Consider the following 12,975-nt stretch of genomic DNA (forward strand, 5'->3'; position numbering starts at 1 on the left):
GAGACCCGGTGCTCGAAGGTATCGACGACAACACCCTCGACGAGATCGCCCGAATCGCCTGCGGCGGCGACGACTTCCCGGTGTACCGGCGTGGAGCCGAACTGCCCAAGCTTCTACAACAAGCCGGCTGGGAGAACGTCGCGCCCTACAACGGCGACCAGCGCCGAAGCTGGCTCACCAACCAGCTCCGTCAACGTCGAAACACATCCGGGGCCATCGACGCGCTCGTCTGCCGCCTTGCTGACCAGCGTGAGTACGTCCATCGCAACGAGCCCCTCGCAGCCGCGGAGGTCACCAAGCTACTCAACGCCGTCCTCGCCGTCGAAGGCTTCGAGATCGCGCACAGCCGAGGGCGACCGGTTATCCGGCCCTACAAGCAGCCAGAGGACCAAGAACAACAGTCACCAGACGTCATTCTCCACGTGGCCATGGCAGACATCGTCCGCGACGCCGACCTCGCCATCGTCCTGGAAAGCCGACTCAACGAGGCCCGCATCTGCGACCGCAACGGTGCCTACGCCAGCGCGATCATCATGCTCGGCAGCCTTCTGGAGGGTGTCCTCCTCGACGCCATCAAGGCCCGCGTGCCCAACTCTGACAAACCGCTCGATAGATGGACCCTGCACGACCTGATCGAGACCGCCCACAAAGAAAAATGGATACAAGCCGATGTCCGAGGCTTCGCTGGAAAACTCCGCGAATACCGCAACCTCGTGCACCCCAATGCGCAGGTAAAACTGGGCCACGCCCCGGACCGCGACACCGTCAGCATGTGTTGGCCCGTGATCAACGCAGCCCTCAACGACTTGGCGGCCACCGCAACATGACAGCGAAGGCCACACTCGCCTCCCGCTCGTGGGAGAGCTGAGTCCTCGGGCGGCCTCCGTCCAACGGCGGGTACGACATCACGGCATGAGCACAGCGGGCCAGGCTGTCCGCCGTCGTGCCGCCGGATCGCGCCGAGCTGGTCATCGCCCGACTTGCCGACGTCCGGCGCCTCTGACCGGTGCCGATCGTGGTCCTGGAGGAGCTGATCAGAACCAGGCTCAGCGAGGGAACGCCACCAGGAGCAGCGCCAGTGCGGAGTAATGCACTTTCCGCGAGCTTCATGGGTATTCGATGAGCTTGTGAAGCCCGTCGGTGAGTGCCTCCGGGGTTACCCAGTTGCAGATCTGGCAGCGGTAGCGACGTAGCGCGGGATCGGCATCGGGTGGAAGTGCGTCGATGCGGTGGACCTCGTGCCAGTCCGGTCCGGTCGGTTCAGGAAGTCTGCATGCCGCGACGCTGTAGATCGGCTCAGCCTGTTTGGGCGGGACGCGCCCCGACCCCGTGTTAGCTGATGCTGTGGTGAGTAGCCGGCGCCTGATCTCTGCTAGACGTGCGGCCTCGGACGCGTGGTTCCTAAGCTCGACGAGCACCGTGGTGGGTAGTGCGAAGCCCGTGGGCCCGATGGTGAAGTCTGTCAACTCGGCCCAGCGTGTCTCGGTCGGATCGCCCGGGCATGGTGGGTGGTGCGGGGCGCGGAGGCGGTGGTCTGGTCGGTTCCACCAGTCGCCGTCGAAAGCATGGGGGTGGGCCAGGGGGATGCCGATTGTGTCGAGTTCGGGGGAGAGCAGCCAGTGGCACTGGGGTTCGTCGCGGGCGATGCCCGGTACGCCGAGGCGTGCGTGCCACAGCCACACCTCGACCAGGCCCGCCGCGACGTAGTCATGATGCCGGCGGGTCCAGTCCTCGTCGGTAAGTGGTTGTTGCTGGACTTCCACGACCAGGCGCGTTCCGTCGGCTAGCAGGATTTCGACGTCGCTGCGACGTCGCCCGTCTGCGGTCCAGTACTCCGTGCGTGCCTCGGTTACGCCGGGCTGGTTCTTCGCCCAGCGCAGGATGGTTTGTTTGGCGTTGGCATGCCATAGCGTCTCGGGGCTGTGGCCGCCGGGTGGCGCCTGCCCGCTCGGGTGGGCGAAGTGCGTCCGGACCTTGCCGTACTTCTTACCGCCCCGGCACATCAGGGGCACGCGCGTGCCGGCTGGGGCGTCCATGCCGTGGTAGCAGTGCCAGCAGACCAAGGTCTCATCGCCGCCGTATCCCTTGGCCTTCCAGACGTACTTGGGCTCGTCCTCGACGTGGACGCTGCTGCCTGCGCGCAGGTCCAGGCCGACGACCGACAGGTCGTTCACGGGATCTCTCCTCATGCGGTGGCCGCCCACACGACAAGGATCGTGTGGGCTGCTGCGGTACGCGGTTACGCGAAGTGCCGGATGAGCCGCCCGTCATCGCAAGAAGAGATCACATCGTGATCATGTTGGAGCTCACTGCTCCAAGATCGCCCGCTCAGGCACCCAGGCCATCAACACGGGTCGACCGTCACTCACCTCAAGAAGAGTCAATTATCAGTAGTCGACGGGCTGGGCCCAGTATCGCCGGAACCGCCAGCGGTCCACAAGACTCCCGTCGCTGCCGGTCCAAGGAGCTCCACGCATGGCAAAAGGTCGGTCCCGTCGAGACCTGCTCGCCTGTGCTGGGGTCTCGGTACGGGATCTATGAGACGTGCAGGGCCCGGCCGGTAGGCGGTCAGACGTGGCGGACGTTCAATCTTGGCCCCCCGTTTACCCCCCGAAAACCCAAGCCAGATGTCGACGAAGAGTGACAAGGAACGGCGAACGGCTAGTGACGTCGTTGCAGCTCAACGACCACCTGAGGCAAGTAATGACAAGCCCACTTCGGCTACTTTCCGTTACAAGGGGTTTTGGCAAGCAATGACAAGCCTTGAACGAGGCTCGACAAGAGGTTCTTCTGGGTTCAAGTCTCCTCATTACCCAGGACCACCTGGCAACTACCCCGCGATCAAGGTGGCCGTTGCCTGCTCCCGGAGACGCTGTTGCTCTCGCTCTGTGCGCACGCCGTCAACCTTGATGCCCTCGCACCGCAGAGTGAGGTGGAGCTGCCGTACGGACTGGCCAGGCTGCTCTGGCCCTTCGATGGCGCTCGGCACGATGCACACCGTGCGGTCGGCCCCTCCAGTGATCAGCTGGCCGCGGTCGCCGAAGGCAACCGTGGTGACCGTGCCGCTGTGCAAGCCTGTCTGCCATAGGGCAGTTGCACGACCAGCGGGGGCAGCTCGGGCGAGCGACTCTACGCGTACCTGTCCGTCGTGCCGACCCAGCGCAAGGAGTACGTCGCCATTGCGGGTGAGACCGAGGCCCAGGCAGCTTATTCGGCCGATCTTGAAGGTCCGAATTTCGCACGTACCGCTCTCGTCGATGAGTGCAATCCTCACCTGCTTATCTGTGGCGACGGCGTATGCCCGTCCGTCGAGTTGGTCTGAGTAGGTGACTACATCCTCAGCGATCCAGTGGTCGTGCGTCCCGGTTGCGGTGCCGTCCAGCCAGAGCACTCGCGTCCGGCCGCCGTTCGTCTCTTCTAGGAGTAGTGCGGTGTGCTCACCTGGCAGGGCGAGCCGGAAACGGGCCTTCGTCGCGAACCGCGAAGTCGTTGTCAGGGACCGGCTTTGAAGCTCGTAGAGGCTGAAGAAGCCCGTGCCGATGGCGGCCAAACGTCCTCGGGGCGTCCGATACAACCGCTCCACCGGGTGTTCTGTCCTGGCGATGATGTGGCTCTCGTACCTGCCGCCCGGGTGTGGTCGCCACTGCCGCAGCGAGCCGTCCTGGTAGGCCACAACGATCCGCTCGTCGTCTAACGTGGTGAGTGCCGTAACTCGGGCGGTTTCCTCCAGTCGGATTCCGTCGAGATTCGCGTTGGTGAAGTCGGCGCGGGTGAGGTCCGCGTTGTCGAGATTTGCATTGCGTAGTGAGGTATTGACAAATCGAGCTTCTGTGAGATTCGCTCCGCTGAGTTGCGCGTGATCCAGGCGTAGACCGGACCAGTCGCAGTGTGGCAGCTCGCCGCGGGCGGCGTAGAGCAGGGTGATCGAGTTCCCGCCGAGGAAGGCCTCGGGTAAGCCTAATGTTGCGGAGCGCGCGAAGCTTTCCAGGTGACTCAACAGTGACGAGTCGCCCCGCCCTCTGAGCATCTCTGCGACGAAATGTGTGATCTCGGGAGGTAGGGGAGTGGCATGGAGGATCTCCCGGGCGCGCTGCGGATTGGTCCGCAGCCTGCGGACCAAGGCTCGGGCGAAGAAGTACTCGCGCATGGAGCGGTGGAAGAAGTCGACCGGCCACCTGTCGAGGTTGTCGTCGCGTGCTGCTTTGAGCAGCGACCGCACTCCGATCCGGGCGGTGGCGTCATCGTCGGCCCGGACCGGGTCCGACACCGGAGCCACAGCATCGGTGCTCATCTGCCACAACATCGCCGCGATGCCGTTGGGGGCGTTCGCGGCGTAGTCGCGAAGGTAGACGCAGGATTTGTTGGATCCCTGTAGTTCGACCGCGATGTCCTCAAGGATGGTCAAGAGGTTTTCGATCAGTTCACTACCAGTAAGCGAAAGGTTGTCGTCCTCTAGCAGCTCTAGCTTGCGGCGGAGGCTCTTCTCCACGTAGGTGGTGTAGAGGGCCAGTTCGCTGAGGTTGTTGTCGGGTAGTTCAGCGAGGGTTTCTTTGATCATCTGCAGGAACAGTGGCTTGGCGGCTAGACCGATGGGATCGTACAAGTTGCGCAGGTTCTCCAGGATCTGGGCGGTCCGGTCATCGGCGGCGAACTGCTCGAGGTAGCGGACCCGCTGGTCACGCGAGCCGGGCGCGATCTCACGGACCATCGGGCCGCGCAGCCTGTCAAGTACGCGGTCCCAATCGCGGACGCTGAGTGTCCGACGCCGAGACGTGACCAGCACCTTCGATCCGGTGAACTCGGCCAGGCAGGAGCCGATGCTGCGAAGGTTGTCGGTAATCGCCGCAGGGGACAGGTCAGCGGTCATTTCGTCGAAGCCGTCGAGGATCACGAGGGTTCGTCCTCGACGTGCGAGCTCGCGCCACTGGTCCAGCGTCGCCCCGAGTTCTTCTAGCCGCCGTTTCAGCAGGTCACGGCCGCTGCCGGCCTGCGCGAAATCTCTCAGCGGGATACGTAGCGGGAACACGCCCGTACGGGGTGACCAGCGGTACTCCTCGCACAGCCGTCGAGCGAGGGAGTATGTGAAAACGCTCTTGCCCTCACCGAAATCTGCGAGGAGCAGCATCGGCTCAGGTGACGTGCTGTGGACCCAGGCGAGGGTCTCGTCGAGCAAGCTACCTTCCAGCAGTGCACCCTTGCCGTCGGTGACCCTGAGTTGCACCTGATTGTCGTAAAGATCATCGAAGTCTTGGAATTCCTCCCACCCGAAACAGAGCCGGTGTGGGTCGCTCAGATAGGCGTGCCAGATCCGGTCGATTGGCAGCCGCGGCGCCAGACTCTTTCGGAGGCTCTCGATGGCACCGTCCACCATCGCGAGTTCCCGGGCACCGGGGGGTTTGCCGTACACCGCTTCGTAGACATCAGGGTCCTGGGCGAAGAGCCCCTCAATCCCCTCCTCTGGACTCCACACCTGGACCGAGAACGGGTACTCCTCTCCTTGCTCCCACGCGTTGAGCATCCGCCGGAGTTCGTTGCTGGGACCCTTATGTGGCGAGATCAAAATCCAGTGGTCCAGGGTCGCCCCGCCGGGATAGAACTTCTCCTGGATCAGCTTGTCGGCGACATCGCTGAGCGTGATCGGGCGCTGCAGATTCTTGCATTCCACGTGGCACCGTACGGTCGGGCTCTCCGCGACGCTGCAATCCAGTGCGACGTCATGGCCGTACTGGATGCCCGACTGCTGGTTCCGCAGCCTGGTCACCACCACCTGGCGGTTGTCCGGATCGATGTGGAACAGCTGGGCGAAGAGGTCGACGGTCGCCTGTTCCAGCACTGCGCCGGACTGCTGCGGCGATCGTCCGGCCGGGGCGTCGGACGGTTCGAATGCCTCACCGGCCGGTCCGGCCTCCGGCGGGAGGTCAGAGCTGTCCGCGTTGTCCTGGGTCCGCACCGTCTCCCTCGACGCAGCGGGAGCGAAGCTGTTCGCCTGGGCGGTCGGTGTCCAGAAGGTGCCGACGATCCGCCGGTCGCCATCGTGAAGGCGGAGAAAGCCAAACTCCATCCTGAGCCGGCCGAGGCGTGTGGAATCCCCCTCGCCGTCGGCCGCGACGTCCCGGTCCACGTGTTCGCCCAGCAGGGCCACCGCTTCGTCGTACCGGCCGTCGCGGGCTAGCTCTCGAAGTCGCGACTCCCAGCTCTGGACGGGGCTCATCGCTTCACGCCCCGACAAACCCGTGCGCACGTACCGCTCTACGCTGAGATCGTCCCCTTCTTTCCGCACTGCCGCCCGGTCAACCACCGTGGCGACGTCCGGGACGTCCGCAAAGGCGCGGTAGGCCGCGAGCAACTCATCAACCCGCTCGTTGACGAGACGGCGAGCGCGGCCGGACTTCTTGGCCGGAAGGTCGGCGAACAAGATCTTGCCCGTACGCTCGGCGGGCTTGGTCCCGGGCGGTCGCAGTAGCAACACGCACGTAGCCGCGCCGGTGGCGTAGAAGAGGCCCGCGGGAAGTCCAATGACCGCCTCAACGACGTCGTCGTCGAGAAGAGCCGCGCGGATCATTCGTTCAGCACCGGACCTGAACAGTACGCCTCGTGGTAACACCACTGCGGCCAGCCCTTGGGCGCTCAGCATCGAAACCGCGTGCTGCACGAACAACAACTCGGATCGGGTCGGCGCGGGGCGGCCCCACCGGAAGCGCTCCGGATACGGTAGGTCGCCTGTGGCGGCGCGACTTCCGAAGGGCGGATTCGAAATCACCCGGTCAAACCGCTCGAGGACGCCCGCGCGTACGTGCCGTGGCTCCGTCAAGGTGTCGCCGCGCTCGAGACCGGTGCTGGGAACGTTGTTCATGAACAGATTAAGCTTCGACAACGCCCAGGTGCTGCCGACGATCTCCTGGCCAGCGATGACCCGAGGCAGGCCTCCACTGCGGGCCTTGACGTGCTCGGCAGCCGCGATGAGCATGCCGCCGATCCCGGCGCAGGGATCGTAGAGCGTCGTCTTCTCGGTTGGATCCACCAGCTGGATCATCAGCCGGGTCACATCGGCCGGCGCGTAGAAGTCGCCACTGTTCGACGAGACGGTGTCCGGAAACCTCGTGACGATGTATGCAAACCCCTGCCTCAGCAGGTCCGGCGGCATGCTCTCTGGCGCCAGCGAGAGTCCCGCGAAGTGGTGAAGCAGATCCCTCAGCGTTGCGTCTGACAACCGGCCGCCGCCGATTTTTCGTGTGAAGTCAATGTGCGTCAGGACGTCGCCGAGCGCCGCCTTGTTGGCTAGTTCGAGGGCTGAGAGTGCCCGATTGAGGGCGGTTCCGAGATCGGACGCGAAAGTGGGGTGGTCCATGAGGTAGCTCCACCGTGCCTCCTCCGGCACGACGAGCCTTTCGGGATACGACCAAGCCCTGTCGTTCGGTGCTGCACCCAGTCTTCTGTCTCGGTCTGAGGCGAACTGGTCGTTGAGGTGCTCCGCACGCCTGGACTCGGACGTGTCGGAGGCATACTTGAGCAGCAGGACGCCCAGGAGATACCACTTAGTATCCAGGTCAAGGTGTGTCTGACCAGCGAGTATTTTCACCGCCGTGCCCAGGTGACGCTCAAACTCGGCCAAGGTCATCAGGGTCTGCTCGGCTGCGGCGCCGGTCGTCCCGCGACCAGGTTCATTTCCGACATCCAGCAGGCCGCTGAACATGCCGAGGCCGGTCAGCCCGTCCAGTACAGCAGCGGATTTTTCCGGCGTCAGCGCACGGGCGGACTGGAAGACGTCCCGCTCGCTCGAGGCGACCCATTCCCGTAGCAGTGGATACTCCGGCCCGGTGACCCGTCGGAAACTGACGACGGTATAGACGTTCACCCAGCCCGGAGCGCCCGGATCGGGGGGCCAGAGCAGGTCGGCCAACTCTGGGTTGCGCAGTTTGCAGGCCAGGGTTCCGATCGCCTGCACACGGTTCTGACCGGTGAAGACGACGAGATCGCCTGGCCGTAGCCGGTCGATGATCCCGTTGTGACTCGGCAGCGCACCCCAGAACCGCGCGGTCCCATCCGGATGCCGCGAGAGGAGGTCCTGGGCCTCCGCCGCGTTCAGCGCGGCGTGGAACTCGTCGCCGAGGAAATTCACGGGGTCCGCGAGGGTGTCGGCGAATCGCTGTCGGGTCGCGCGGTTGCCGTAGGAAGGGGCGATCAGGACGAGCGGGGGGCGGTCGATGGCGGCGGGCAGGGGCGGACCCGCTGACTCGGTGTCGGCGCGCTCTACGTTTGCCGCTGCGATGGCGATCCGGTCGGCGCCCACGATGTCCACGAAGGACAGCTTATGGCGGCGGTACGACAGGCCGGGGGAGGCTGCTGTCCCTCACCTGGTGTGAGACTGACCGAGCGTCGGTCAGGATCGATGAGGACGCCGTCGTTGTGGCTGAGATGCTCACGGACGTAGGCGAACAGGTCGTCACGGACCGCGTCGGGATCCCACAACGACCGACTGAGCAGCCGTTGCATCCGATCCGGCGTGGTGTCGCCGGCGGCCTCGGCCAGGGTCCAGCCGTTCTTCACCGCCAACGGCGACAACAACCCGGCCAGGTAGCTCAACGCCTGCTTGCGCGGCTGCGCACGCCCGAGCCGGTACGCGAACCGCGCCAGCAGATCATCCAGACCCGGCCGCCAACGGACGATTTGATCGACCAACACAAGCGCGAAAGCTTGCCCGGCTCGCCAACAGAGGCATCAGACACGAAGTGCGACCACCTCGGCCAGCCCGGTGCATAACATCGACGCTGACAGCTGGCTCATCGGCGCTGACGCAGCACCGAAAATGCCGTTCATCTGCGGAAATGCCAATGCATGCAGATACGGATAGAGTACGAATACTGCAACGGCAGTAGGCGAATCGAGTTCGGCTCGCGTTCGTTGGTCTGGCTGTGAGGGCGCCTCGAAGGCGGGCCGATGGTGTGCTGGCGTGCCCGCGGCGACGTCCCGTAGGAGTAAGAGGCCGTTATCGGTGGGGAGCACGGTCTCTGCCGAAGCACCGCAACTGCCGGCGCCCGCTCCCGCTGCCGGCTCAAGCGTCGACATCCCGCTCGGTGTAGCCGTGTGCGAGTAGCGCGGCTAGGAGTTGCGTGTTCCATGTCCGCTCATCGGCGTCGTGCCATCGGTGCTGCCGTGGGCACTGCCAGTTCGGTACCGGTTTTTCGGGGAGGAAGCATCCGCCGAGCGCAAGCTCGCCTGCGGCTGCGGCCTCTCTGGCTTCCGGCGCCGGGAGGCCGAAGAGCAGAGGAACGCCCGCGGCGTGGCAGTCGGGACAACTCGGAATCACCTCGTCACGGTACCGAGCCCACCTCATCTCGACCCTCGCAGCGACCGCCTCCTTCGCCCCGTCCCGTGGGTTGTCGTCGATCTCTACGGTGTGGTTGCGGGCGTACGGCAGGGGAGGGCGGCTATGGGCATCTGCGTCGTGTGCCGGGCGGATCAGCGCACGGTGGTGCTCATCAGCAGTTGGGGCGTTCCGCACGGTGTCTCGGGGCATCAGGTCAACTATCGCTGGAGCAGCGTGGTGGCCTGCCCGGAGTGTGGTGCTGGACTTCTGGTGCGCTTTGATCACGATTGCTTCTACCCGCCGGGGGAGGAGCCGTGGAACATGGACTGGTCGTGGCCGGTCGACGCCGACGGGGTCCAGCGGCTGATGTCTGCCCTCGTCGGGTGTCCTGACCCGCTGCAGCCATCGTGCGACTGTCCCGCGCACCGCAGGTTGCGGGATACCACCGAGAGACCACCACCGCGTGAGGTCCCGGTGACGATCGTGTTGACTCGTGAGGCAGCCGAGCAACCTGCTTGAGGACTCGTAGGGGCCACCGGTTGCATCGTCTAGCCCGGCCACCTCGTCCAGCGGCCAGTCCGCAGGCATGCTGAGCATCAGTTCGGCGTACGGGCTGATGTCGTGGCCCTCCGGCACCGTCATCGGTAGCTCGCTCGTCCCAGACGGGGTCATTGCGGGCGCTCCTCGGTCGGTGCCACGACATGGGAGTGCACACCGACCAGGTGCGAGGCGATCTCGTAGTTGACGAACTCGATCGGCTCGAAGTGTTCCTCGATGTGTCGGTCGACTGCGTCGGCGAAGGTCGGCTGTGGGTCGTGCGCCGGTACGGACCCCTCGTGCACCGACTTATGGGCGGAGGACTCCTGACCCGCGCGGCTCGTCCAGGACGACGCAGCCTGGGCGCAGCCCAACGGGGCGCGCCTCGAGAGGAGTCATCGGCATGTGCGGGCGCCTGGCCTGCCGGAGAAAGTCCTACGACTGGCCTCGGATGAACGTCACCGACTCGCGCGTCACGTCGACTGCGTCCACCTTCCACCCAGCGTTCAGCCACGCGTGGGCTTGGACGCGTGTCCGGTTGAAGGTGTTGCCCCACCATGTCCGGTCGGACCGCGCGCTGGCTGGCAAGCGCGCACCGAGAACTTCCTCAATCCGTTGGAATGACATCCGGATCTCGCATTGTTCGTACCGCTCCAGGAAGTCGGTCAGAGGGTCGTACTTCGCCACGGCGAAGCTCCCGGCTCGTCGACGTGGTTCGGGGCTGTCGGGTAGGGGCTCAAGCCGGCGTCTGCCTGACTGTCGCCGTCGCGAAAGCTCGCGGGACCCGCACGCGCTGCTCGTGCCTCCGATGGGGAGGGGTAGGAGGAGGTCAGCGCGATCGAGGGCCACGGACAGCTGCATAGTCGGCGCGTTCTGGCTGGGAATGTTGCCGAGCTTGCGCCGCTGTTGGAGTGCTGCTGCCGAGATTTTTTGATTTGGGTTGGCTCGACCGTCAGGGTCGAAGGTGACCCCTTCATCGGTTAGGACCTCCTGGCAGGTCTGGGCGATGGTGGGGTCGGTCCATCGGAAGCCTCCTGCCGGCTTGCCTGTGGAGGTCAGGATCCGGTGAGCGCCGTAGGGGCATTCGGGGCAGGTTGCGATGTGCTGGCCGACGCTAATGGCTGGGACCGCGATGATTTGGGCTAGCTCCCCGTAGTTGGTCCATTCTCCGGGATGGAGTTGCTCCATCAGTTGGTGTAGGTCCGTCCAGTCTCGGGTGTTTCTGCCGTACGCGAGGGCTGTCAGGTCTGAGCCGGCCTCGGTAATCCACCAGGCAGGGCCTCGGCCGCCGCGGTCGAGACCGCTGGCTTGCTTGATGATGTGCCGAATCAATGTTGTGGGCCGCCAGGTGTTGCCGTCACCCTCCCAGCGCAGCGGGCCGGCGCTGTCCGCCGTCCACGCCGCGCGCCCGCGGGAGGGTTCCTCGGCCACCCATGCCTCGATCGCCGCGCGTGTATCGGCTGGAATCTCGGTCGTTGGTTGCAGGTTCAGCGGAGCGCCGATCGCCAGCAGGCCGTTGTCGATGATCCGTTGCACAGTGTTGGCCGCGCGGGTCGCCTCGGTGGTCTTCTCGGCAACCGTTGTCGTCGTCGCGTTCGCCTCGGTCGGTGACATCAGCATGTCGTCAATCCCGACGACCGGGTACATCGAGTCAAACTGCACGGCGATCTGGTCTCCGACCCGCCACGCACTCATGGTGCGCAACTCGATGCTGAGTCTGTGCCCGCTGACGGTGCAGAGCCAGTCCACGGCGGTCACCACCTGCGGCGGGTGATCGGCCGCAAGCAACACGATACGAGGATTGACCAGCAGTTCCGCGTCGAAGTCGCCTTCGACATGATCCCGGAGGTACGCCATCGCCTCGTCGGGCGATGTCGGCTGACCGCGGCGGCTCAGGAAATCGGCGTGAACGGACGCCAACGTTGCGATCGTGAACCGGGAGACCAATGCGGCATAGGTCAACGCTTGCAGATGGATGTCCCGGTCTCGCTCCCGCTTGAGTTCGACCACCACCAGCCGACCAGCGCGGTCGAGACCCAGCACGTCCAGGCGTTGCCGGGCGCTGGTCCCAGAGCCGGTGGACCATCTGTCGTACTCGATCGTGATGACCCGTACGCCATCAGCAATGACCTCGGGGTGAGCCACCACCCATTCCTGCAGGTCCTCGCGCTCCTTCAGCCCTGCCTCCGCCAGTGAAACGCGTACGGCGGGGGTAGCTGACGACCCCTCGACGAGATAGACCAGGTCCTGTCCCATCGACTCCCCGTATACGAGTGTTCATCGGCCGGTAGCCCGAGCCTACCGGCTCGTTCATGCAACTGAATCAGCCGAGGGCACCAAACGGCTTCATCGACACGGCAGGAAGGACGGCCTGATCCTGGCGGCCGCCGTCGCGCCGCGGCGAGGAACATCGCGCTGAACCCGTCGCACAGGCGGTGCACCGCCAGCGACACGAGCAGGACGGCAGCGGCGGCCAGCGAGATGCTCCCACCGGCAGCCTCATCCCAGAACCGCCGCACCAGCTACTTGCCCCGATCGTCCGCACAGGGTGCCCTCGCGGCCGTGCCGACACCAACCGCGGTTCTTGCGTCCCCGGGTGCCGCGCCGGCTTACGTGTGTCGAGACCGTTGCGTGCCGATCCGCTTCTGTCCGGTTCCGGACATCCGCCCTCCCTTCCGCTGGCCGTCGGGCCGGTTCCCCGCCATCCTCGCCGTCGATACGATCACCGTGACTGTCGAGAAACGACGGTCGACCTGACGAGCGGCTGAGGTGCGATGACCAGCAAGACCATGCAGGTGCGGTTGCCCAGCGGTGAGGTCATCTGGGCGCAAGTCAGGACGGACGGCCCGACCAACGTGGGGGCCGGTGGCCTGCAACGCCTCGATATCGACGAACTCCGTTCCACGATCAGTGGTGTGACCCGCAGCGTGCGGGAGGCGATCGAGGACTTCGTGCCGGACCAGGTCCAAGTGGAGTTCGGCTTGTCACTGACCGTGAAGTCGGGCAAGTTGACCAGCGTGCTGGCCGAAGCGGGTGGCACCGCTAGCCTGAAGGTGAGCCTCACCTGGGGTGGGCAGCAACCGCTCGGGATATCGGCCTCCGAAGCGCCCGGCGCCAACGGGATGTGAGCG

8 protein-coding genes are annotated in these 12,975 nt (G+C 65.2%); 2 read left to right on the forward strand and 6 right to left on the reverse strand.

Going from position 1 to position 12,975, the window contains the following annotated elements; all coding sequences use genetic code 11:
• Nucleotides 1–8: 8 nt before the first annotated feature.
• Nucleotides 9–827 (forward strand): hypothetical protein, encoded by an 819-nt coding sequence (locus OC439_RS13710; RefSeq protein WP_262013725.1) that lies wholly within the window; start codon nt 9–11, stop codon nt 825–827.
• A 279-nt stretch (nt 828–1,106) separates the two neighbouring features.
• Here OC439_RS13710 and OC439_RS13715 read toward each other — a convergent pair whose 3' ends face one another.
• From OC439_RS13715 to OC439_RS13740, 6 genes are all read right to left on the reverse strand, one after another.
• Nucleotides 1,107–2,174, reverse strand: a complete 1,068-nt coding sequence (locus tag OC439_RS13715; RefSeq protein WP_262013726.1) for a competence protein CoiA — start codon at nt 2,172–2,174, stop codon at nt 1,107–1,109.
• A gap of 656 nt (nt 2,175–2,830) precedes the next feature.
• Nucleotides 2,831–8,299, reverse strand: a complete 5,469-nt coding sequence (locus OC439_RS13720; protein ID WP_262013727.1) for an N-6 DNA methylase — start codon at nt 8,297–8,299, stop codon at nt 2,831–2,833.
• Nucleotides 8,251–8,682 (reverse strand): transposase, encoded by a 432-nt coding sequence (locus OC439_RS30360; RefSeq protein WP_410054921.1) that lies wholly within the window; start codon nt 8,680–8,682, stop codon nt 8,251–8,253. Before OC439_RS30360 ends, OC439_RS13720 begins: the two co-directional genes overlap by 49 nt.
• A gap of 370 nt (nt 8,683–9,052) precedes the next feature.
• On the reverse strand, nt 9,053–9,949 hold the full coding sequence (locus tag OC439_RS13730) for a hypothetical protein (RefSeq protein WP_262013728.1): 897 nt from the start codon (nt 9,947–9,949) through the stop codon (nt 9,053–9,055).
• A 26-nt stretch (nt 9,950–9,975) separates the two neighbouring features.
• Complete coding sequence (locus tag OC439_RS13735; RefSeq protein ID WP_262013729.1) at nt 9,976–10,149, reverse strand: hypothetical protein; 174 nt, start codon at nt 10,147–10,149, stop codon at nt 9,976–9,978.
• A gap of 130 nt (nt 10,150–10,279) precedes the next feature.
• The gene (locus OC439_RS13740) at nt 10,280–12,100 is read right to left on the reverse strand and encodes an endonuclease NucS domain-containing protein (RefSeq protein ID WP_262013730.1); all 1,821 of its coding nucleotides are present in this window, start codon (nt 12,098–12,100) and stop codon (nt 10,280–10,282) included.
• Nucleotides 12,101–12,618: 518 nt separating this feature from the next.
• Between OC439_RS13740 and OC439_RS13745 the strand changes: the two genes are divergently transcribed.
• Nucleotides 12,619–12,972 (forward strand): CU044_2847 family protein, encoded by a 354-nt coding sequence (locus tag OC439_RS13745; protein WP_262013731.1) that lies wholly within the window; start codon nt 12,619–12,621, stop codon nt 12,970–12,972.
• Nucleotides 12,973–12,975 lie beyond the last annotated feature (3 nt).

Source organism: Micromonospora sp. Mcm103, from assembly GCF_024519755.1.
Lineage (GTDB): Bacteria > Actinomycetota > Actinomycetes > Mycobacteriales > Micromonosporaceae > Micromonospora > Micromonospora aurantiaca.